This is a genomic window from Candidatus Hydrogenedentota bacterium (assembly GCA_012523015.1).
Classification (GTDB): domain Bacteria; phylum Hydrogenedentota; class Hydrogenedentia; order Hydrogenedentales; family CAITNO01; genus JAAYBJ01.
The window spans coordinates 1-24,763 of record JAAYJI010000187.1 but is presented as its reverse complement, the minus strand read 5'-3'; the positions used below and the strand labels follow the sequence as shown (position 1 = coordinate 24,763).

At 49.6% G+C, this 24,763-nt stretch carries 14 protein-coding genes; 3 read left to right on the top strand and 11 right to left on the bottom strand.

Features of this window, described 5'->3' with window-relative positions:
• Positions 1-134: 134 nt before the first annotated feature.
• Positions 135-2,078, bottom strand: coding sequence for a DNA polymerase II (locus tag GX117_08415; protein NLO33362.1), 1,944 nt, complete (start codon positions 2,076-2,078; stop codon positions 135-137).
• Between the two features lie 157 nt (positions 2,079-2,235).
• Positions 2,236-3,501, bottom strand: coding sequence for a Gfo/Idh/MocA family oxidoreductase (locus GX117_08410; protein ID NLO33361.1), 1,266 nt, complete (start codon positions 3,499-3,501; stop codon positions 2,236-2,238).
• Between the two features lie 269 nt (positions 3,502-3,770).
• Here GX117_08410 and GX117_08405 point away from each other — a divergent pair, with 269 nt between their 5' ends.
• Both GX117_08405 and GX117_08400 read left to right on the top strand, forming a co-directional pair.
• Positions 3,771-4,919 carry a lactonase family protein gene (locus GX117_08405; protein ID NLO33360.1) on the top strand — a complete coding sequence of 383 codons (1,149 nt, stop codon included), beginning with the start codon at positions 3,771-3,773 and terminating at the stop codon, positions 4,917-4,919.
• 63 nt (positions 4,920-4,982) lie between these two features.
• Positions 4,983-5,867: an aldo/keto reductase gene (locus GX117_08400; protein ID NLO33359.1), complete on the top strand. Its 885-nt coding sequence runs from the start codon at positions 4,983-4,985 to the stop codon at positions 5,865-5,867.
• Between the two features lie 25 nt (positions 5,868-5,892).
• On the opposite strand, the gene GX117_08395 is transcribed toward GX117_08400, so the two are convergent.
• The 8 genes from GX117_08395 to GX117_08360 all read right to left on the bottom strand — a co-directional run bounded on the left by GX117_08395 (position 5,893) and on the right by GX117_08360 (position 23,032).
• Positions 5,893-7,257 (bottom strand): Gfo/Idh/MocA family oxidoreductase, encoded by a 1,365-nt coding sequence (locus tag GX117_08395; GenBank protein ID NLO33358.1) that lies wholly within the window; start codon positions 7,255-7,257, stop codon positions 5,893-5,895.
• A 176-nt stretch (positions 7,258-7,433) separates the two neighbouring features.
• Positions 7,434-11,099, bottom strand: coding sequence for a PKD domain-containing protein (locus GX117_08390; GenBank protein ID NLO33357.1), 3,666 nt, complete (start codon positions 11,097-11,099; stop codon positions 7,434-7,436).
• 270 nt (positions 11,100-11,369) lie between these two features.
• Positions 11,370-13,160, bottom strand: coding sequence for a phosphomethylpyrimidine synthase ThiC (gene thiC / locus GX117_08385; protein ID NLO33356.1), 1,791 nt, complete (start codon positions 13,158-13,160; stop codon positions 11,370-11,372).
• Positions 13,161-13,209: 49 nt separating this feature from the next.
• The gene (locus GX117_08380) at positions 13,210-14,715 is read right to left on the bottom strand and encodes a carboxypeptidase M32 (GenBank protein ID NLO33355.1); all 1,506 of its coding nucleotides are present in this window, start codon (positions 14,713-14,715) and stop codon (positions 13,210-13,212) included.
• A 185-nt stretch (positions 14,716-14,900) separates the two neighbouring features.
• A complete protein-coding gene (gene htpG, locus GX117_08375; protein NLO33354.1) occupies positions 14,901-16,853 on the bottom strand; it encodes a molecular chaperone HtpG in 1,953 nt (650 codons plus the stop codon).
• A gap of 95 nt (positions 16,854-16,948) precedes the next feature.
• Positions 16,949-18,250, bottom strand: coding sequence for a pyridoxal phosphate-dependent aminotransferase (locus tag GX117_08370; GenBank protein NLO33353.1), 1,302 nt, complete (start codon positions 18,248-18,250; stop codon positions 16,949-16,951).
• A gap of 386 nt (positions 18,251-18,636) precedes the next feature.
• A complete protein-coding gene (locus GX117_08365; GenBank protein NLO33352.1) occupies positions 18,637-21,423 on the bottom strand; it encodes a hypothetical protein in 2,787 nt (928 codons plus the stop codon).
• Between the two features lie 181 nt (positions 21,424-21,604).
• A complete protein-coding gene (locus tag GX117_08360; GenBank protein NLO33351.1) occupies positions 21,605-23,032 on the bottom strand; it encodes a proline--tRNA ligase in 1,428 nt (475 codons plus the stop codon).
• Between the two features lie 335 nt (positions 23,033-23,367).
• On the opposite strand from GX117_08360, the gene GX117_08355 reads away from it, so the two are divergent.
• Positions 23,368-24,189 carry a sugar phosphate isomerase/epimerase gene (locus GX117_08355; protein ID NLO33350.1) on the top strand — a complete coding sequence of 274 codons (822 nt, stop codon included), beginning with the start codon at positions 23,368-23,370 and terminating at the stop codon, positions 24,187-24,189.
• A gap of 174 nt (positions 24,190-24,363) precedes the next feature.
• Here GX117_08355 and GX117_08350 read toward each other — a convergent pair.
• The coding region (locus GX117_08350) for an IS30 family transposase (GenBank protein NLO33349.1) at positions 24,364-24,763 on the bottom strand (400 nt) is incomplete at its 5' end.

Sequence of the window (24,763 nt, the reverse complement as noted above, 5' to 3'; positions counted from 1 at the left end):
TTTCTGAAGAGCAGTTACAAAGGGCTGTTCAAGATTTAAATAATAGACCAAGGAAAACACTTAATTACAGAACTCCGGCCGAAGTCTTTTTTCAGGAAGGGGTTGCAATTCGAGTTTGAACCTGCGCAAACAAATTATGCTTCAGGTTCTTGTTTCTTGGTCAACCGGGTTTCCGGATGTTCATAATCGTTATTTTTATAATCCCGGTATTTGGGAGGAATGTCGGTGTTGGCATCTTTCGCGAGCCACTCCAGCTCTCCGCCCATCAACAGTTTCGCTACTTTGTTGTACTTCTTATTGAAATGGTTCTTCGCGTATTTGAAATTCATCTTGATGCGCCGCCGTGCTTCAGAGCAGAACAGGTCAACCAATTGCTGCGGTGTCTGATCGGCCGGATTGGCTTTCAACAGGCTTTCCGCATAGGACAATGCGGCAGACATGACAAAGAGATCGGAACCGATATCTACGAAATTGCCCAAAATAACTTGTTCCACTTCTAATTTCGGACCATAGAGCGCCATGGTATGGAAAATCTTTCGTGCCAAGCGCTTACAGGTTTTGGAAGCATACGCGAGATGGGCTTTGTTGGTACGGTTCAAATGTTTAACTTTGAAACAGGTCGTTGCCGGCAAATAGGTGCTGGGATACCAAGTCATGTAGAAGCCCAAGGCTTTCATGATCAATCCGAATTTGCCGCCCTGTCCGGGTTTGGGTTTGAGGATGGGCATGGCAAGACTGAAGTGGGTATCCAATGCTTCGCGCGCCATGATCAAATGCATCACTTCAGAGGAACCTTCAAAGATACGCCCGATACGCATGTCACGCAAGGCAATTTCAATACCGGTTGGTTTGTCGCCGCGATTGTAGAGGGATAAGGGATTCTCATAACCGCGTCCGCCGCGGATTTGCATATAATCATCCAGACATTTCCATACATATTCGGAACAGAAATACTTCGCTGCCGCCGCTTCCAAACGAATGTCAGCGCCCTTGTTGTCGGCAAAGGCACAGGTGAGCGAAACCATCGCCTGCATGGCAAAGAGATGGGACGTATATACGGCGATCTTTTTGGAAATGGATTGATGCTTACCAATGGATTGCCCCCACTGCACGCGCTCGGTGGTCCACTCTTCCATTTCTTTGATAAACATCTTCAGCGCGCCGATTCCGGCAGCAGGCAAACCTAAACGACCGGTGTTCAACGTGGTCAGGGCAATCTTCAGTCCCGCCCCTTCTTTGCCAATGAGGTTTTCCGCAGGTACCTTAACATTCTTAAAGGTGATTACGCCATTCATGATACCGCGCAATCCCATGAACTGACAACGACGGGCAACTTCAACGCCGTCACTATTCATTTCCACGACGAAGGTAGAAATTTGAGGAACCACTCTGCCGGTCTTCAAGACTTTGTCGGCTGTACGCGCCATGACCACAATCAACGTAGTACCCGGGTCGACCCCATTGGTACACCATAATTTGTCGCCATTCAAAATATAATGAGAACCATCTTCAGAGCGTTCGGCACAGGTAGTCATTTTAGCCGGGTCAGAACCAACATCAGGTTCGGTCAGTGCAAAAGCAGAAATCTCGCCCTTCGCCAAGCGGGGTAAAAACTTTTGCTTCTGCTCTTCAGATCCAAAAGTCATTAAGGGTTCGGGCACGCCAATACTTTGGTGGGCGGAAAGATAGGTAACGGTGCTGCCGCAATAACTGCCTACAAAGCCCAACACGCGGGCGTAGTTGGACACAGACAGCCCTAACCCACCGTATTTCTTGGGAATCTTCATCCCGAACAGCCCGATCTCAGCCATTTTTTCCAATGCTTCACGGGGATACTCACCGGTGCGATCGATCTCATAAGGATCTACATAGGTCTCAAGAACCTCTTTCACTTTTACGAGCAGTTCATCGCCAATTTTCTTGTCTTCAGGGCTTTGTTCGGGAAAGGGATGAATTAAATCCCAACCGAAAGAACCTTTAAACATTTCTGCCGTAAAACTGCGATACTCCCAAGTTGACTCACGCGCCTCTTCGGCAAGATCCATTGCGACATCTTTTGCTTTTGTGTCTTCAGCCATGGCAATTCATCCTTATTTATTTTTGTTTCTCTATACTTACCGTACGGTATACACATTGTAACATGCTTTTACCCGAATGTCCACTTTATAGCATCATAGACTATTATAGGGTGATTTGTCAATAGAAATAGAAGGGAAGTTCTTGGTACGCTCGGGATCATACGGGCCGATCATAAAGTTGCATATTGCCCGCATAAGGATCAAAAATTAGAATTCCTTTTTCATTAAATACGGCGGTGACGGGGGCGCCCTTATTCTCTTCTAAATAGGCGTGATTGCGCTTGGCAACTTCCCGTGCCGCATGCACGATCAACACGGAAAGCCTTGCCTCGGAAGCATCGGGATAGGTTCCGGCAAGTCCTTTTAAAGAGGCTCCCAAAAACTTCATCTGCGCGATTTTTGTAATACATACGACAATACTGTCGACGCCATAACCGCAATAGGCATGGCTGCCGTCTTCACGAGGCACATTTCTCGTCATGTGCACGTTGTTGGTTCGCATACCGGTCTTTTCACTGACAAAGCGCAGCCCTCGGTATTGCGTGTCCGATTCCACTAAACCTTTGGTACCGAAGAGACGGCTTTCTTGGTTGACAGGCGCCTCAAAACCATCGGGCAAAATCCAATTATTGTGAAAGTCTATGCTCATGCCGTTATCAAATTGTATTTTAACTTGCACGGCGTCAAAGGCATCCATACCAAATTCTTCACGCAGTTTTTTCTTCTGCCCCACCGCGTGGAGCGACACGGGCTTCACCTTGAAATTAGCAATGAACAAATCTGTCCAGTGGCAGCCTACATAACTGAAGGGATCACTTTTTTCTGCCCAAGACCGAAACACTTGCGTGGATACGGCGAGGGGTTCTTCCAAAAGTGCCACGCCATATAAGGGGTCGCCGATCTGTTCGGAAATGTGATTGCGAATCTGGAGATGATCCGGGTCATAGCGCTTGTGCATATCGACCCCTACCAGACATCCGGCGCTTTCAGATGCACGGAGAATTTCATCGGCTTCATAAGCGTCCAATGCCATGGGTTTTTCCGTGATGACATGGACACCGGTGCGTAGGGCGGCCAATATGGGCGGTGTATGTAAATGATCAGGCGTAGCCACCGCGAGGATATCCAGTTTAGGAAAATCTTTAAGAATATCGAGCCAAGGCGTCTCCCCATGATAAATGGCGAAGTCCATACCTTCCTTGCTGAAATGCTCCAGCTGTTTTTTGCAGCTTGCCTCTGTGCGGGTTCCCAAGGCAACAAAGCGAATATTAATATCCCCCAGCTGCCGTGACAAGGCATCCAGCCCCAGCCGGCCCAGCCAAGGCTGCAGCCCAAATCGTTCTAGTTGGCAATACGAACGCAGATGCACATCGCCACCGAACATGCCTGCTCCTACAAGTGCGATTGTAAGTTCTTTATCCATACGATCTCCCGGTTATATAGATTGTGACTCGAGCGCTTTCAAGAATATACCGATATCAAAACGCTTTGATTCACCATATCATACATGGAGCGGTCTCACCAACCTAAAGAAATTCACTGTCGGCGACAGCTTATCGGCCTGTATCCTTCAATAGTTTGAGCGGAGCAACTTAATTTTATGCCCTGCCACGAAAGAAAAGGTTCGCACTGAAATAAGAAGACGTGTTACCATGATTCTATTACTAACCTGTTGCCAATGAAAGGATGACCATGAAGATCCCTAGCCTATGCTTTGTCCTCGCCATTCTGTTTGCCGGCACAGCTTCCGCGGAAGTAGAAACTGAAACATTGTGGCGGATCTATATTGGCACCTATAGCAATAGCGATGACGGCGGAATCCACCTTTTAGAAATGGATAAGACGACCGGCGCGCTTCATTCCCATGGTGTTGTCGCATCGGTAAAAAACCCATCTTTTTTAGCGGCACATCCCCGCGAAAATTTTCTGTACTGCGTGGGCAGAAAATCTACGCTTGAAACAGCCGAAGACGGAGTAAGCGCCTTTGCTGTCGAAACGAATGACGGTTCTCTCCGCTTGCTCAATCAACAGCCCGTTCACGGCTCCGGTCCTTGTCACCTTACCGTGGATCCTCAGGGACGGCATCTCTTTGTGGCGAATTACAACAGCGGCAGCGTCAATGTATTTCCATTGAACAAGGATGCTTCTCTTGGCACTATAAGCGATTGGAAACAACATGTCGGCTCCGGCACCCATCCCAGTCGCCAGGACGGACCTCATGCCCATTCGGCAAACTTAGATCCTGCCGGGCAAATCTTGATTGCTGCGGATCTGGGACTGGACAAACTCATGCTCTACCACTACGACCCGGAAAAAGGACTGCTCCATACTCATGATCCCGATGCCGCGGCCACCCCTGCGGGCGCGGGTCCGCGACACGTGGTCTTTCATCCTTCCGGAACAATCCTTTATGTGGTCAATGAACTGGATAATACCCTTATCGCGTATAACTACAATCCTTCCGCGACGAAGCCGGAAGCCTTTCAATACATCAGCACCTTACCCGATAATTTTACAGGCAACAATACGACGGCTGAAATACGCATACACCCATCGGGACGTTTTCTTTATGCTTCCAACCGGGGTCATGACAGTATCGCCTGTTTCTCCATCACCCCCATCACAGGGCGGCTCCAAGCTTTAGGGCACCACCACACAGGCGGAAAAGAGCCGCGCAATTTCAATATTAGCCCTGACGGCGCTTTCATGGTTGTTGCAAACCAGAACTCAAACACCGTTGTTGCTTTTTCTATTAACGAAGAAACCGGGCTGCCCGAAGCAGAAAAAAGCCGCGTAGAAGTTCCAGCCCCGGTATGTGTTCTATTTTATAATGCCCGTTAAATGCGTCTTTATGACGACAACATAGCCGAGATTAAATCGTGGAATGGACATGAAAGGCTTATCATGGATACCTGTAACCGTCGTAGATTTCTTTCAATCAGTGCGGGGCTGTTGGCAACGGGCGCAATAGCTCCCTTGGGTTTTTCCGACCCGTCAAGACCCCACCCCACAGCGCTGCGCCGTTTGGGCAACACAGGACTCGAATGTTCGTATCTGGGCATAGGCACGGGAATACGAGGACAGAGTTTCAATATTACCGATCAGACCTTGAACCTCACCGGCGAAGAATTCATCACGCTTTTGGAACACGCCTATGCACAGGGAATCACCTATTTCGATATGGCCGATAGATACGGCTCCCACCACTTCATGCGCGTTGCCATGAAACGTTCCATTCCCCGGGAAAAGGTGATGCTGTTGAGCAAAGTTTGGTTTCGCGAGGCTGACGCTGTCAGAAAAGATCTTGAGCGTATGCGCAGGGAGTTAGATACCGATTGTATTGATGCCGTTCTTTTACATTGTTTGCGGCAAGGCGAAGACAATTGGCCGGAAAGCTTGCGGCCCGCCATGGATGTCTTGGAAGAAGCCAAAGAGAAAGGGCATATACGTGCCCATGGCATTTCCAGTCATAACCTCATCGCCTTGCAGCGTGCGGCAGATGAACCTTGGTGTGATCTGGTTCTCGCACGGATCAACCCCTTCGGTGTGCATATGGATGGATCTGTTGAGGAAGTGACAGACGCGTTGGAGAAGATTCACCGTGCCGGCAAAGGTATCCTCGGCATGAAAATCCTGGGTGAGGGCGATCCGAAAGTGCTGGAGAAAATGGATGAGTCGCTGCGTTTTGTCATGGATCTCAACACCGTGGATGCCATAACCATTGGCTTCATGAATCCCGGTCAATTGGATGAGGTTTTTGCGGCCATCTCACGACAGGCGGAAGGCTGAGTGCTGCAGAAGAAAACACTTCAATTTACACTTCGCCCGGCACCTCCAACGGCGCACGGTCACGCCAACGGCCCCGTGTAAAATCAGGAACGTCGGTCACGGCGGCGCGTCCGGCGACGCTCCGTTCACTAAGCGGTCCGATAGCACTCCAGGCAGCAGCATCATAGACATCCTGGTCGGTTGGTAGACCGGCCCGCAAACAAGCGATCAAACGCATATCTTCCAGGAAGTCCATGCCGCCATGACCGTAACGAATGACTGTATCGCCTTGGTCACGCCATAACTTAGCATCGTAGCGGTCGTAATAGGCTTCCATTTCTTCCCATTCATGGTCAGGGCTGACGCCTTCAATATGAACGCGGTCGGGATAGCCCTGTACAATGCCTCGGGTACCCTGCACCAGATTGATGCGGGTGTAGGGCCGTGGATTATTGCAGTTATACAAGACCGTAATAGTACGGCCTAATTGGGTTTGAATAAGAACCGTATTTACATCGCCTGATTTAAACTTAAGATCTTGACGGGGATCATCTGCGGGCAGCTTTTCTTTGGCATATTGCGCCAGTCCGAGACCGGGGCTGCTCATCGATACGAGATGGGAGAATTGGTCTCCACGATTAATATTCATACACTGTGCCACAGGACCGAGCCCGTGGGTAGGATACAGGTTACCGTTTCGGGTCAGCGGATTTTCTTGGAACCATTTTCTGCCCGGTGACGTCTGCAAATAAATATCGCGAATGTCGTGGAGATAACCGCATTCAGCGTGAAGCAGTTCTCCAAGGACACCTTGGCGCACCATATTCAACACCGCCATTTCTGTGCGTCCGTAGCAGCAATTTTCCATCATGACACAATGTTTTTTCGTTGCTTCGGCAGTGTCCACCAATTGCCAACACCCCTCCAGCGTGGGCGCCGCCGGTACTTCGGTAGCCGCGTGTTTACCATTTTCCATAGCGGCAACGCATACAGGCACATGCCACTTATGAGGCGTTGCAGTATAAACAAGGTCCAGCTCCTCTTCGGCACAGAGTCGTTCGAAATCACGGTCTCCGCGACAATAGGCGGTTGGTCGTTTTTGTCCGGCAGCTTCCACCATATCCTGTGCATGGGTTGCCTTTTCCTCGTCGATATCGCAGACGGCAAGGATATCAACGCCTTCAAGTTTCAGGAGATTGCCCAAGTGATTGGTACCCATACCGCCGACACCGACCATAGCAATGCGCACCCGGTCCATGGGTTTTAACTCAGGGTCTACGTGGTCAGTCTGCGCATAAGACGCTGTCTGTCGGGACAGTGTAAAAGCAGCTCCTGCTGCAGCACTCATTTTCACGAAATCGCGACGGCTGAAGCGTCCTTCCTCGTTATTACTGCGGTGATGGTGATTCATGGAATTTCTCTTTCTTACGGGAACAGATCCAAGACGTTTATCATCAAAAATTACGTGGGCAAAACTTCCAAATCACAGTAACACAATCGCTGCGTAGCTAGTGAATAGGCTCTTAAAAATATAACCGGGCGTCCGCTTAGCTTACCCACGGACGCCCGGTTATATTGCTGCAAAACTTAATCGATTTCCGGATACGTATCAGGGGTTACCCAAATTTGGGAACTGAAGAAATAGTCCAGATCCGCTTCAGCACTTTGGAAACGAGCCTGTATGAATCCGGCATTGTATCCGCTTTCAAGGGGTATGGTCGCTTTATAAACACCGTTTTCAGCAGTCAATACTTCCTGTTTCCATTTAGATCCGAACGTATCCAAACGGAAATCTCGGTGATCAGGAGCGTTGGCATACCAGAACGTAACCGACCCGGCTACAGGCGTTGATGCGCCAAAAGTATCCAAGGTAATTTCTCTTGTGACGTCATTGTAGGTAATGTTCACGTCCGGCACGGCGGCCTCTTTAATTTGATCATAGTAGAATGCCGCGATGGTCTCCAAGGAATCCTCTTCCAGATCAAGATTCATGATCTGACTGTAATCGGTATTCGGCATGACATGCAAGATGGTCGGTCCCTGCATATCGTTGATAAAGAAGCGTGTCGAATCGGGCAAGAAATTACTGTCTCCCGTAGAATTGACCAAAAGCTTCGGCATGGTCAACAAATTGCGATACGAATAAGGGTCGACGATACGGAGCAGCGATGCGCCGGCGGGCGAATCGAAGCGATCGAAAATATCATAGCCCACATAATCCGCCAGTGAACTCGAATAGCCGCCGGTAATCCGATCAACATCGGAATTTTTCTCGTAACTGCTATAGGCATTGCGTTGATGCTTCATCTGCGCATCAAGATTCACAAAGTCGGCGGCAATGGAGATCAATGCGCCCACCCGCTCATCCATGGCTGCCGTCAGCCATGCCGCCCAACCGGTCTTCGCAGTACCGGACACGACGAAATTATTGATATCCCGTATCTGTCCCCGTTTCGTGGCGACGAAATCCTGCACCGTGTCCATAGCGCGAACGGCGGCACGGGTCATGGGCAACAACACGGGCCAGGTGGCGTCGCGGCTGCCTGAATTATAGGCGTTCATAAACTTATCGAAACTATAGGCAATCAGTTTGTCTTCTATCAGCTCTCCGGGTTGATCAACAAATTCAATGGGTTGATTGGGAATATCAGCGAGTAAGGCGGTTATAGAACGGCTGCTCACTGCCACAGCTCCCAATTTACCGAGGAGCTCCATCCCGTCAGAATCAAGAATAAGATTATCAGAATTGAGGCTGGTCAAGTAGAGCAGACAGGAATTTTCTCTTACATTGGCAGGCTCAATAATGAACAGCCGGTGTTGCCACACATTCGGTTCTGCTTCTTCCGCATTTCTCCACGAACCGGAAGTCATTTTTAATACATAGACGATACAGCCATATTCAGTGATAAAATTCTGTGTCGATTCAAGGCGATAGTTATATTTGGGATCAACAATGGACAGATAGCGTGCCAGCAAGTTTTCATCGCTGTCAGAAATTTCTGCCTGCGTAGTAATCGAGAAATCGATGTCAACGGTCTTCTCATAATCAAGATTCGCAACCAACAAAATGACCTTGTTGGTGCAGTCACTATCTAAGCAGCCCAGTCCTTGTATCAGGACATCGTTCATAGACCCTTCGTAATTACACATTGTCGAGCCTGCCTGTCCATCTCTGTACACTGTAATCTGAGGCATGTTCGGCGCATACAGCATGGCGGGATCAGGAGAAAACTCCGCCGTTGTTGTCATTGGATTTAATTCAACTACAATCGCACGGGCGGACATGGGTTCAATTTTCGCCAGTGCCGGATTGGTCTTTGATGTCACTTTGATGATATCCGCCGCATTTTCGCAGACCACGGTCACCACAGCATCAGGCGCAAAGCGATCCTCGTTAAGGGTATAAGGAGGCCGCAAGGTGTCACTCGGCCGAATAATGGAATTCCATCCATTTTCATACGCCGTATCCCGTACGAAGTCCCAATACAAAGATGCAAAATCTGTGTAACCGGTTGAATTGTTTTCGCGCAGCACCTTATCCATGGTCTCATACACGACCGTGAGCGCCTCACGATAATATAAAGGGCGTGTATAGAAGCGATTCTTTTGCTGCAGCGCCTGTTTCAAACGACCGAGGCAATCGGCAAAGAGAATTAAAGGATCTTGTTCTACGTTGTTGCCGTCGAGCCAAGCGAGGACTTCATGGTTCGCATAGCTGTAGCCCGGCACATAGGGGCTATAAGGAAAGAGGGCTGAGAAAGAGGGGAGCCCGTGTTCATTATCTCCAAAGCCGCGCCCGCGGTAGGCTGCATTACGTTGTCCAAAATACAGTGCAAGCCCGTCTTGGAAACCTTGCAGAAAAGAAAGGACCTTGACCTCACCCGATTCATTGCGATCTGCGGGGACGGGAAGTCCGAAAATAGTATCGCCTCGGGTTGTAATTGAGGGAATACCGTAACGGGGATAGGTGGATTGAATCAGGAGCTCAAACAAGGCCGATTCGGGATGGTAGTATTCGGTGAAATCTAGGGCGTCTTCATCCACCATCGCCACACGCAAGTTGCGTCGTGCCACAGCCAGTAACTGCGCCGTGTCATAAACAATATGACCAAAGAAAAGATCATAATAGGGGCGATCCGTGGCACGAACAAAGTCAACGGGATAATCCTTGTACATGTTGTAAAAATTGATGGTGCTCAAATCATCTTCGTTTACTAAGAGCGGCGCAGCGATACCCGCTTTGGTGAGTTCTTTCCGGGCATCTTTGATGGCGTCTGCAAATTTCTTTTTCGAATCCGCTACGACAGAAGCGGAATAGTTGCGACGGGTAAAAGTGGACTCAGTGTCCATTTTCCCTCGATATAAAGCGCTGAGCTGTTGTTCCGTCTCCTGCTCCCAATAGAGTTGGAAAACATCCGTCCATTGACCATAGTCGGGATTTTCGATAAGGGGCGCACCCGTCTCTTTCGTATTCACCTGCGACGTATTCATGGAGGAACGTCGAACGACCACATAATTTGCCCGTTGGGGAAGGCGCAGCACCGACACGGTAAATTTGTTGTTCACAAACTTGCCGGGTATAGGCACCACATGGCCATCTTTAAATTGTGCCAGCAGCTGCAATTCTTTTTGATCGGCTGCATTAAGATCAAGGGGATTTAAAAGAGGGATCGAAATCTGCGCTGCAGTGGGTACGCCTTGGGCATCTACCATAAAAAGATCGGGGGAATCTTGGTTGTGTCGGATTGTAAAAACTGAGGACAGCATCTTTGCCGCTTGATTCGCGCCCAAATTCATGGGCGCGGCATCTTTTGCGATGCCAAAAAGGATGGGGGCGCTATAGCCTGCAGGTAATTCAACCGCGACATCGTGTTTGACAAATGTATTTTCGACTTGTACCGCTATGTCGTTCGCTTCCGTGACGGTAATTAGTCCCTCCTTGACCACACGAAAATTACCGACACCGGTGGTAATGTCAAGGGTGACGGTATAGACACCCGGAACTTTGTAAACATATTCCGGACTGCGCTCATTACTGGTGCCGCCATCGCCAAAACTCCAGTTCCACGAGTATATGCCGGCGATACCTCCATCTGAAGTATCTTCAAACAACACCTTCAATGGAGCGTCGCCTGTATTCCGGTTTACGCTAAACTGGGGCGCAGGCTTGAGAACTGTCTCCTGACAACCTGCCAGCACCACAATTACTGCCACCAGTAAGATCGCATGCTTGATATAGTGCGCCTTAGACATAACTAGGAACCTTTCTCCGTCGCCAAGAGTCTCGTGTCACGCGGTTTTGAGCATCGGATATAATTGTCTTTACTATGAACCATAAAACATACATATTTTGCGATATTTTCGCTCAAAAGTCAAGTATTTACTTATCGCACCTGATTTTGGTCTGTAAAAGCTCTTTTCAAAAATAGATTCAACACACAATTTCAACATCACAAATAGGCAACTATCACGCTAAAGAGCACGCCATTTCAAAAGATACACAGGTCTTTTACTGCGTGCAGATCATCCCTGTGAATCTGCATCATTCGTTTTTTGTTGTCCTTCTTGCGCACCGGTCGCGCTTGGACAAAATCGCTGATATAAACGCATCGAACAAAAGTCCGGTCCGCACATAGAGCAAAAGCCATCCGATTCATGGAGGAGCTGCGGCATGGCTTGGGCGCGCAGCTGTCGCGCCCGATCCGGATCCAACGACAAGGCGATTTGATCGGCCCATCGAAATTCATAGCGTGCTTTGCTCATGGCATTGTCGCGAATATGTGCGCCCGGCAATGCTTTCGCCAAGTCCGCCGCATGAGCCGCCAGTTTATGAGCGACCACGCCTTCCCGTACATCTTCCTTATCGGGCAAACCAAGATGTTCTTTGGGGGTAACATAGCAAAGCATGGCGGCTCCATTCCACGCGATCAATGCGCCGCCTAAAGCGGAACTGAGATGATCATAGCCAGCCGCCACATCGGTGGGGATAGGTCCCAAGGTATAAAAGGGCGCTTCGTTACACCAGTCCAGTTGATTTTCCATATTCTTTTCAATGAGATGAAGCGGCACATGTCCCGGTCCTTCATTCATGACCTGAACAAAATAGCTCCAAGCGCGGCGCGTCAATTCGCCCTGGGTTTTCAGTTCCGCAAATTGCGCGGCATCATTGGCATCATGAATAGAGCCGGGGCGCAATCCGTCGCCTATCGATACACCTACATCATAAGTGGCGAGTATTTCACAAATCTCGTCCCAATGGGTGTACAGGAAATTTTCTTGACCATGGGCGCTGCACCGCGCTGCCATGATCGCGCCGCCGCGGCTTACAATACCCGTTAATCGGGATCGGGTCAAGGGGAAATGTTCTTCCAGCGCCGCCGCATGAAGGGTAAAATAATCCACGCCTTGTTCTGCCTGTTCGATCAGTACCTCCCGCATAATCTCCCAGCTCAGCGCCTCAGGCACACCCTCCACTTTCTCCAAAGCCTGATAAATAGGTACGGTACCGACAGGTACCGGCGCATTGCGCACTATTTGTTCCCGTGTCTCATAGATATCGGCGCCCGTACTCAGATCCATGACGGTGTCCGCTCCCCATCGAATCGCCCAAATCAATTTTTCGACCTCTTCGCCAATAGAACCATGGAGTGCGGAATTGCCAATATTGGCATTTATTTTTACGGAAACCTGACGCCCGATTACCATGGGCTCCAATTCGGGATGGTTGACATTCGCCGGTAAAATGGCGCGGCCTGCTGCGATCTCATCACGGATCTTTTCCGGTGTAATGATTTTTCCCGACGTGTCGGAGCCGCGCACGGAGCCCGACTCTTTTCCCGGAACACCTTCCCAAGCCATATTTTCGCGAATCGCAGCGTACTCCATCTCTTCCGTGATAATGCCTTGCCGCGCATAATAGAGCTGGGTTATTTGGCTGCCCGCCTTGCGTCGGAAGACAGGGCGCAGCCGCGGACAAGGATGCGTATCCATGGGCCGGCATGAACGGGTACCCTCATCTAAAGCACGTTCTTTGATCCAAGGAGTCCGTAGTGGGGGCAATCCTTTTTCCAGATCGATAGATGCGTCAGGATCGGTATAAGGACCGGAGGTGTCATAAACGACTACAGGCGCGTTCTCTTCCAAAATAGTATCTTCTGCATCCCGGGTAGGGTGCAGATTAATCTGGCGCATGGCGACACGAATGCCCCGCGACCCTTCCACATATATTTTTTGGGATTGCGGAAAAGGTCTGCGCAATATGTGGCGATTTGAACCGCAGCCCAATCGTCCATTATCTCGTTCCACGTTCGGCATAAGGTCTACTCCTATTTTATCTCCCCGATAACAAGTCAAATAATCATGTTCAGGTCAATGCGGCAAGAGCATCAATCTTTGCTTCGAGATATTCCAAAAAGGCGTCCGGGCCGGGGATTGCTCCGGTCGCCTCCTGAATTATTTGTACTGCAGTTTTACGATTACCTACACGATGTACATGTTCGCGCAGCCATTCCAAACAGCCTTGGAATTGACCTTGTCCGATATCTTCCCACAGAGAAGGTACGGCCTGTTCCATAGCTTTCAGCAGCTGTGCCGCGTACAGGTTGCCGAGTGCATAGGTCGGGAAATAGCCAAAGGAACCATGGGACCAATGAATATCTTGAAGACAGCCCATGCCGTCGTTGGGAACGGTCAATCCGAGATAGCGCTCTATTTTTTCATTCCAAGCTGCCGGTAAATCAGCAGCATCCAATTCATCTTCAATCAATGCCGACTCAAGTTCGAAGCGCAGGATAACGTGAAGGTTGTACGTGCATTCGTCGGCTTCAACTCGAATCAATGACGGCGCAATGTGATTCGCCGCTTTGTAGATATCAACGGCACTCACCTGATCCAATTGTCCGGGGTAGAGGGTACGCAAAGCAGGCAGATAATGCTCCCAAAAGGGCAGACATCTGCCAATGGCATTTTCCCAGAGCCGTGATTGGGATTCGTGGAGTCCCAGCGACGGCGACGCCGCCAAGAAGCTGCCTTCGTCTTCCTCACGGAAACCTTGCTCATAAAGAGCATGACCGCCCTCATGAATAGAACTGAAGAGGGCGGAAAAGAAATCGTTCTCAGACAAGCGTGTGGTGATTCTCACGTCATGAATGGAAAAATTGGTTGTAAAGGGATGAACAGACTTGTCTTGGCGTCCCGATTGAAAATCAAAACCCATATCGCGCAGAACGGTTTCACTAAAAGACCATTGCCGCGCAGTATCCCAAGACTGATCCAACCACGACCGATCTTCCCTATCCATGATGTCAAGACTGTGCGCAAGCAAGGCGCGTTGGCGATTGCCGAGCACTTCAAAAATAGCGCGCAGCGAGGCGGCTGTCATGCCCCGTTCATAATTTTCCAACAAGGCATTATAGGGCGTTTCTTCAAAGCCGAGATAGGAAGCCTTTTCACGGGAAAGCGCTATCAATGTTTTGAGATGGGGCAAAAAGACGGAATACTTTTCTTCTTTGCGTGCTTGGATCCAAGCCTGTAATGCAGTGCTGCGCGCTTTGGAAAAACGGCGCACAAAATTATCGGGGATACGGGATGCCCGTTCATATTGATACGCAATCTCATTGACGAGAGCTTCTTCGTCGCTGTTACGCAGTCCTTCATCCCGCGCACGGGCAATCATGTCCCCCACATCAGGGTGGGTGAATAATTTATGGGTGTGGGCGTGAAGGGTCGCCAACTGACGACCACGGGCGGCAGCGCCGGCAACAGGCATGTAGACTTCCTGATCCCATTCCAATACAGCGGCAGCGGCACGCAAATTGCCCACATCGGACATGTGTACAGTAAGTTTTTCAAAAACCGATGATTGAGTCATGAATATTCCAGATAAAAAATCAAAGTGATGGGTAGATTAAACTATGGAAACACGTGTTCTCCTATCCGTGTATTATTGCATAGAAAGACAAGTGAACCAAGTAAAGCCATCGCATCTGTGGAAGGCGCCGCTTTGAGAGTCCGCCTCGACACGGAGCAGGTTGACCGAAACACACCCCCCACAAATCACAAGGCCTGCACCATAATTTCCGCAATGTATCGGCTTAAAGAAGCGGGATCGGGTACAATACCGCCTTCAGCCAACAAAGCCTGTCCATAGAGTAATTCTGCATAGGGCTTTAAGGCTTCGTCCGTCGTGTCCTTCGTGTAAAAATCATGAAGGCGCTCTAATAAGGGATGCTGAGGATTGAGTTCCAAAATCCGTTTAACAGGCGGTGCTTCCTGTCCCATCATCCGCATCATCTTTTCCATTTGAGGCGAGAGATCTTGGGAGTCAATAACCAGGCAAGCAGGGGAAGTACTGAGACGTCCGGACAGACGCACTTCTTTCACATGCTCGTCCAAAAGGTTTTTAAGGGCATCCAATAAGGCGCTGTATTCTTTCGTCTTCTCATCACGCAACTTGCGCTTTTCTTCTTTCTCCGATTCCGTGCCCAGATCCACATCTCCACGGCCAATGGCCTGCAGCTCTTTTTCCTTGAATTCGGAAATGGAAGAAGTCCAAAGTTCATCAACAGCATCGCTGAGCAGCAAGACTTCAAAGCCTTTGTCGCGAAATGCTTCAAGATGGGGCGACTTGAGCAGGGCAGCTTTCGACTCGCCTGTGATGAAATAAATGCTGTCCTGATCCGCTTTCATACGGCCCAGATAAGTCTCCAGCGAAATAGGCGTATCGCCGGATTCGGTACTGTCGAAAAGGGCAAGATCAAGGATATTGTCTCTATTTTCAAAATCCATCAACAGCCCTTCTTTGAAGGTGCGCCCGAATTGAGTCCAGAACTGCCGATACTTCTCCACATCCTTCTCGCGCAAGTCCTTTAAGGTGGACAGTATTTTCCCGACGATACCTTTGCTCATGCGCTGTACCTGTCGGTTTTCTTGGAGCAGTTCCCGTGAAATATTCAGCGGTAAATCTTCAGAGTCAACGACCCCGCGAAGAAAGCGCAGGTAGTCGGGCAAGAGCTCATGGCAATCGTCCATAATAAAAATTCGCTTGATATACAGATGCAATCCCATCTTTCGAAGGGACTCGGGCATCATCAAATCATAGGGCGCATTTTCGGGTATGTAGAGCAACATCCGATACTCCATGACCCCTTCCATTTTCGCCTGTATACGGAGCAGCGGATCAGTCCAATCATGGCTGATATGTTTATAAAATTCGTTGAATTCCTCTTCCGTCACCTCGTCTTTGTCGCGCAGCCATAAGGCTTTCATCGAATTGAGACGTTCGTCTTTGATAACCGTTTTTTCTTCCCCATCGGGCAAGGGTTTGCCTTCCGCGTCGGTCTCCTTTTCGGTACGCTCAATCTTCAAATAAATGGGATAGGCAACAAAATCACTGTAGCGTTTAACGATCTGGCGTATTTCCCATTCCGTGGCATAGTCCTTTAAACCATCTTCAGGATCGGACTCTTTTAAAAACAAGGTAACCGTTGTCCCGGCTTCGTCGCGTTCCCCCTCGCTCAGCGTGTAGCTTCCCTCGCCGGTACTCGTCCACACGGTAGCGTCCTCTTCTCCCGCCCGCCGTGTGCACAGTTCAACCTTATCCGCCACCATGAAAGCGGAATAAAAGCCCACACCAAATTGACCGATGAGTTCCGGCAGTGCCGCCGCCTCTTTGGTTTCACGGAGTGCGTCGATAAATTCCTGTGCTCCGGATCGGGCAATGGTACCGATAAAACGCTTGACTTCTTCGCGGCTCATACCAATGCCATTATCTGCCAGGCTCAGCGTGCGCGCTTTCGTATCGAACTCTATATGAATAGCCGCCTCTTCGCCGGACGCGAGCTCAGGCGCTTTCACCGCTTCAAAGCGGCGCTTGTCGAGGGCGTCCGAGCTATTCGAAATCAATTCGCGCAGAAAGATATCTTTGTTGGAGTAGACAGAATGAATCATGAGATCCAGAATCTGCCGCGCTTCCGTTTTAAATTGATAGGTTTTGGATGTTTTACTCATGGGTAATTCCTCCTCATTTCGATACCAATCTCAGATGTTGATAAAGTGCATTTAAAAAGATCCTCGTAAAAGGATCAAGGGGGCTTGTCGCCCGATCAGCTGCTCACATAGGCATCTATACTCTCGCGCAGGCTTCTAAAAATCCAAGCCCGTTTCTCAGGATCCGTTTCCAACAAGGTAACGCGGAAACCGGGATGCTTGCAATGAAAACCGCTGAGCGGGACCACAACAATGCCGGTCGCGCCCATCAGGTAATATACAAAACGTTTATCGGGATCCACCCCTTGTACCAATGTTTCGATACGCTCACGAACTTTAGGATCTTCGATGGGCAAGCTCTGATGCCCATTCAGCACCCCTTCTTTGAACATGACCGTAAGATAGAAAGCACCTCCGGGCTTGTTGACGATGGTAGAATCGCAGCCTTCGAAATAGGAAACCGCTTCATCAGCACGATCGCTGAACATTTGTGCGCGCGTCGCCAGATGTTGGTTAAAACGACCATTATCATAGACCAAAGGAAGTGCCATTTGGGGAAGGGTGGTCGAGCATACTTCAAGGCGCTTCGCCGCCAACAGACTGTTCACATAGGTGTTAAAATTGTCATTTTTTTTGCGGTTCAACACTTCGATCCAGCCGCAGCGCGCGCCCGGCCACGGGAATTCCTTGCTGATGCCGCGCATCGCCAAGCCGGGAACATCCTGAATCCATTGGCTCATATGAACGCGGGGATAGCCCGGATAGGTAACATGAATATAGATCTCATCAGCGATCATGAACAATTTATATTCTTGGGCAATGGCAACAATTTCATCCAAAATCTCACGAGGATAAACGGCGCCGGTAGGATTGTCCGGGCTCAACAGTAAAATACCGGCGATAGAATCGTTGTATTTCACTTTGTTGCGTATGTCGTCCACTTTCGGCAGCCAGCCATTATGGGGATCAAGATCATAAGTAACGTGGCCGTAGCCTGAATGGGCGGCTTCTGCCGATGAGTGCGTGCTGTACGCTGGGGACGGGCCTAATACCCGCGCCTCACGTTTAAGAAAACCATAGACACGCGCCACGGCGTCGCCTATGCCATTGAAAAACAAAATATCATCGGCCGTGATTTGGATACCGTCGGTACGGCGGTTTACGGTTTCGGCTAAAAAGGCGCGGGTACTTGGCACACCGGCGGTGTCACAATAACCATAGACAGCGGGCGTTTCCAATAGTTCATGGAGAATATCCCGTATCCACTGGGCCGGCATTTCCCCTTTTTCGACGGGGTCGCCAATATTTTCCCAGGTAATGCTTTGACCCAAGTCTCTGATGCCCCGTGCCACCTCAACGATTTCTCTAATTTCATATTTTAGATTGGTGGCGCCTTCATGTACAATACTGCGTCGCATAAAATGGTTCTTTCGTGATAATCGCACCTGAAAGGAATACACTAAGGTGTTGAAAAGACCGCTGTCACGCCCTTACAAATCCTGGTTAAATACAGGAATAGGAGGGAGTGGTTGGACGGGAACTACAGGTGTAGTATGATCCTATAATAGACTTTTCAATACCGGTAATGCAACAAGGATACCCTCGAATAGCGTGTAAAATCACCCCTATCGCAAGTCAATAGAATCGCAGCTGCGGCAATAAACATCCGACTGCGCAGCTGCGAAACAGTGCTGATATCCCGTCGTAACGGTATCCGTCCGACGATCGATTTTCATAACCGCTGTTTTTTCGACTTTATTCCATATAACAGCGGTTGATTCCGTTCCGTTGATTAAGAATGTTGTTACAGCATAAATTCGAGGGTGATGATTTTCTTTTTCGCGACCTGCAGCGTCAGACGATTCCCCGACGGCTGCACAGCTTCAAGGCGTTCCTCATCAAGATTGGTCAGCCATGCTTCCCGAATCTCTTTATGAAGAACGACCGCTGTGTTCACCGTTTCTGTCGTAGGATTGAAAAGACGCAGGATATAAGAGCCCGGCCGATCCTCCGCTTGTTTCAATGCGGTAATCTGGATGTTGTCGCCTTCCACGGCAAGGAAACTCATTGCCTTGGGCAAGCTGCCTTCATGAGGCCCGGCTTGTGCCGGTTCGAGAGGCAGATTCATATCTTCAGCTTCGCGGTAGCAGCCCTTCGTCCAGTCGCCTGTGTGGGGATACAGGGCGTAGCTCCACTCAAAATGACCCATGCACTGGGCAAGTTCCATTTCCGGATGGGTTTCCCATCTGCCGAATACGGGTGAGTTGCGGTAGGTAAAGGCGCGCATCAAGGTAATCGCGAGGGGACGATCAGCACGGTCCATTGCCTCGTATTCACGGAGACCGCTGTTATTGATAACTGCGAAACCACAGTTGCCGTCGGTCATATCCACAAAACGGTGCATGGGGTATTGCGGATTCGGATGTCCGTAATAGGGACTGCTTTCCTTGATCTGTATGTCTCTGCCGATAACATCATAGGCTATTTCCGCGTCACTGCGGTCACAGTCAAGACGGGTGGGGAAGACCACACGCAAGCGATGATGTTTGCAGGTGTTTTCGAAGCTGGTCGTCACATCCAAGCGCTTTGCATCAGCGCGCAATGTGAAACGGCTCGTGATAATCATCGTACGCCGTTCTTGGGTACGGCCCGTATCATTGATATCCCCTTCTCGGAAGTCCACATAGGGTTCATCGTCTACGCTAACCGGAATCTCCATGTGATAATCCACACGCATCCGCGCAAAGAGCGGTCCCGATTCTTCAAGGGCAATATAACAGGGCGCGCCGTGGGAGGTGATGATTTCATCCCGTTCCGGAGGCATATGTACCCACGAATGTCCCGTTTCTCCGCTGTCTTCCAAATAGTGGAGTCCCGTATAGCACCGTCCCGTTTCCTTGTGGGTCAAATCCAAGGTGCCGTTACTGTTAAACAGCACGCGCAAATGTTCATTTTCGAGGACATTCGCTTCCGGAGCCAGCGTACCGGGCACATAAGCAAAGCCTGCCTCACGGACAAGGTGATAGGTGCTGTAGCCAAAAGCGGGAATCTCTTCCGTCTCCACATGGCAGCGAACCCGTTCCGTACGAAGCTCCACAGAGATATCCTGTAAATTGCGGACGAGTACGCCCATGGGATATTTTTCTTGCTGCTGCAGGCGCAAGGTCTTTTTATCCGGTGTCTGAACGGAAAAGGCGGTATACCCCATATCCTGCGGCATATCGACCAAGCAGGAAACGACTGCTTTACGCGGGAAAGGACAAGGATTGAATACGGTCAACACGCTGTCAGTTGCGGGCAGGTCACTGTTATCGATCTGTATCTGCAAGCATTCGAGCCCGCGTCTTGCCACACCTTCCGCAATGATATTGATCTGGTTGAATCGGAAGATGGAGTCCCGCTCCATTTGATCAATACCGCCGCCCGTAATCGTGTCGTGCGGATGATTTTGAAGCAGGAATTTCCAGCCACGATCCAGTGCCGGCTTCAAATATTCGCCGCCGGTCATGGACGCAATGGCCGCCCAGGGTTCTGCACGGCGCTGCAAATTAACTTCGGCAATATGGTTGTGATGTTTCAGTCTCGGCCGTGCACTGATGATGTCGCCAAAGAGATGGGTCCAGCTGCCTGTGGCACCGGGATCGCGAAATTCGCCGCGCAGCACAATCGGATCCTTCACTTCTTTCTCCATAGCCTTCATGTACTCACCAAGGGTGGAGAAATGAATGTCATGCTCCGGCAATAGCTTTTGGCACAACTCCATGATCCGTGTTTCTTCCGGATCAGGATTGGAGGAGTCAAAGCCCTGCATACACACAATCTGGCTTGTGCTGAAATGCTCGGATTCATCTTGCACCAGTTTCAACAGCTGTTCGCGGATAGGACCGTCATTCCACTGTTTTTTCTTGTCGTCCAAAATGTAGTAGTGGTCGCGCTTCCGTTTATCATCAATGAGGCGGAAGGGCGCCGCGCCGCGATCCCAATCATAGCGCTGGTACACATCATCGGAGCCATAGCGCAACACACGGTACACATAGATGTAATAACTGAATCGGCTCATACAGCCAAAGCGTGAGCCAAGCAAGCGCGAACCGTCGGGGCCCTCAAGAACATATTCGCATTTGGGCGTATTAATGCCACGATAAAAAACGATATGATCAATGCCAAAGCCCTGGTAGATCTGAGGGATTTGTGAGGTCTGACCGTAAGAGAAGGGCGTATAGCCGCTTTTGGTGACGCCGCCAAGGGCGTTGGCGCTGCGATGGCCGACCACCAGATTGCGCACCAAGGATTCTCCATTGCACACGTATTCTTCAGGGAGTGAATACCAAGGGCCAATAAGGAGCCGCCCATTTTTCACGTGTTTTTCCACGAGCGCACGCTTCTCAGGACGTAATTCCAAATAATCTTCCACACACAATGTTTGTGAATCCATGGTGAAAGAAGTAAAAGCAGGATCGGTCTCCAAGAGATCAAGGAGCTCATCCATAAATTTCAATAATAAAAGGCGGGTCTCTTCAAAAGGATAACCCCATTCACGGTCCCAATGGGAATTGGATACGACATGGATCGTTTTTCTTTCCTGAGTCATGACAGTATTCTCCTGCACAGGTTAAAAGGGGAAGGTTTTAGATGGCCATATCAAAGCATATTAGCCGATAAATTTACAAATTGATGTATCCCATCCGATTACGCATCGCAGGCGAAGGAAGGACACAGATTTCCATTTGCCATGGTAAAGGGCGCGACGAAGGCGATTAACGCCGGGCATTTTAATACGATTGTGCGGCAATGACACGGCCGCGACAGGTTTTTCCCGTTATCATGCACGGACCCGTTTCATCCGAATCTTCCAAGGGTATGCAGCGCACCGTGGAGCGCGTATCGGCTTGCATGGTCTCTTCTACGATAGGATTGGCATGGTCCAGGAAGACACGGAAGAAGCCGCCTTCTTCCACCCGTTCTTTATATTCGTCGTAACTGTCTACGGTGTAGGTGCACGCTGCCATCCGATTTTTAGCAGCATCAAAAAGCTGGCTTTGAATCGTATCCAACATGTGGCGCAGCTCACTCAACAAATCATCGGCGCCGATCGTGGTCTTATCACCCGTATCACGACGAACCGCCACCACAGAATTAGACGCAACATCACGAGGCCCGATTTCAATACGTATGGGAATGCCTTTCAATTCCCACTCATTAAATTTGTAACCGGGTTTGTATTGTTCGCTGTCATCAATTTTAAAGAAAAGAGGATCCCAATCGCGGGTAATTTCCCGTGCTTTCCCGAGCACAGCAGCCTTTTCTTCATCAGAACGATAAATGGGAACAAAGACGACCGGCGTCGGAGCGAGCCGCGGCGGAATCACCAAACCCCGGTCATCGCTGTGGGTCATGATCATGCCGCCAATAAGCCGGGTGGACACGCCCCAGCTGGTGGCATAAACATATTTCAATTGAGAATCTTTATCTTGAAATTTTACATCAAAGGCCTTGGCAAAATTTTGACCAAGATGATGTGACGTGCCCGCTTGCAGCGCTTTGCCGTCTTGCATCATTGCCTCAATACAGTAGGTATGCAAGGCGCCGGCAAATTTTTCCGCCTCTGTTTTTCTGCCCACCAATACGGGCATGGCGAGGTATTCTTCTGCGAAACGGCGGTACACATGAACCATGCGCAGCGCTTCTTCTTCCGCCTCTTCATGGGTCGCATGGGCAGTATGCCCTTCTTGCCACAAAAACTCACTCGTACGCAGGAACAAGCGGGTGCGCATTTCCCAACGGCATACATTCGCCCATTGGTTAATCAATAAGGGCAGATCACGATACGAAGAAATCCAGTTTTTATAGGTAGAGCAGATGATCGTCTCCGAGGTGGGCCGAATCGCCAGCGGTTCTTCGAGCAGTTTGCCGCCGCCATGGGTGACCATGGCGCATTCCGGCGCAAAGCCTTCCACGTGCTCCGCCTCTTTTTTCAAAAAGCTCTCGGGGATGAACATGGGGAAATACGCATTTACATGACCGGTCTCTTTGAACATGCGATCAAGGTGCTGTTGGATCTTTTCCCAAATACCGTAGCCCGTCGGACGGATGACCATGCACCCGCGCACCGGCGAATGCTCTGCCATTTCTGCCTTCAGCACCACATCCAAATACCATTGTGAATAATCTTCTGACCGTTTTGTTATACCTTTGCTCATTATATCTCCCGGGAAAAGTCGGCTGTGCTTGTTGAGTCGTACATTGCATACGAATTTATCCGTAGTACACGAGTTTGAAATTGTAACACATCCCGGCAAAACCCAACAAAAACGCAGTAGTCCGGCAGTTCCGAAACCGTGTCCTTGATGCGTACATTATTCCCTGAAAAAGAATGAATTTCCGATCTTAAATCAAGTAAAATACAAGAGAAGCTTGTCTGGATATATGTCCCCGACTACAAAATAGGTGACCCTATTGAGTAATTTATAACAGATTCGGATTCGCCTGAACCCGATGTTCCGAAATTAACATGAAAGGAAACGGTATGGCAACAATCGAAGCGGGACTGAACACAGAAGCGTTCCGGCATGCAGACAAACCCTTGGAATACGCTCTTGCGGCAATTCGCAATCAAGGGTATCGGTATTGCGAGCTTAACATGCTTAACGGACGCGACCTCTTATGTGAAGCGGGATACTATGGCGCTGTGAGCATGGAGCGCGACCCCTTGGAAGTGCGGGCATTGGTTGAAAGTTTTGGACTCAAGGTCAGCGCTGTCAGCGCACATGCACCTATGGCACAACCGGAAATCAGTATACCCTTCCTGACACGCGCCATTGAGTTCGCTGATGGACTGGGCGCCGGATGCGTGTGCACAGATGAAGGCGTGGTACCGGAGTGGATGACCAAACGCCAAGCCTTCGACCTGTTTTACTATACGTTGCGCCGTGTCCTGCCGGTCGCGGAGCGCCACAAAGTGCACATCGCCTTGGAACCACACCAGAAGTACTCGGTAAAACTGAAGACCTATCTTGAAGTCCTCAATCTGGTGGAATCCCCTTACTTTAATTGCAATCCGGACACGGGCAACATCTTTATGGCGGGTCAAGATCCTTACACCTTTCTCGAAGCGATCGCAACGCGAGTTGTACATGTCCACGCCAAAGACATCGGCGGCGTAGTGATGAGCGATCGAGGCAAGGTTACGGGCGTGCCCTCCGGCTGTGCCTGTGGCGAGGGCGTCCTTGATTGGAAACGGATCGTCAGCATCCTTCGCAAGGCGAAATTCAAGGGCGTATTGTCGGTTGAGTGCAGTTCTGAAGAACAAGGCCAATCCAGCTTCGACCATCTTTCCAAGATTCTTGGAACCCAATGAACCGAGAAGAGCATTCTTTCTTCTCATCATAAAAAAAACGACAGCTGACCATTGTTTATCATGGGCCGCCCGGAAGGGCCAATGGTCGGCACTGTAAGGTGTGTTATTGTTATCCCGCAAGAACACATCATCGAAATGCGGAACCATCTAATTAAAAATAGGGTATCCGCAGGTTCAAACTCGAATTGCAACCCCTTCCTGAAAAAAGACTTCGGCCGGAGTTCTGTAATGAAGTGTTTTCCTTGGTCTATTATTTAAATCTTGAACAGCCCTTTGTAACTGCTCATCAGAAATTGTATCAAAACGAGTCTTTTTGGGAAAGTATTGTCTTAAAAGCCCATTAGTATTTTCGTTCCTAGCGCGATCATTTGAGCAGTAGGGGCGTGCGAAATAGACCTCTACGGATAATTCTTCAGCAATGTATTTATGAGCAGAAAATTCTGTGCCGTTGTCAAAGGTTATCATGTGAAGCTGTTTCGGATTGACCTTTTTTAAAAGATCTATTGTAGCCTGCGCTACCACGCTAGCATGTTTTGTAGCACAAAGAGCAGCAAATAGGTATAAAGATTTGCGA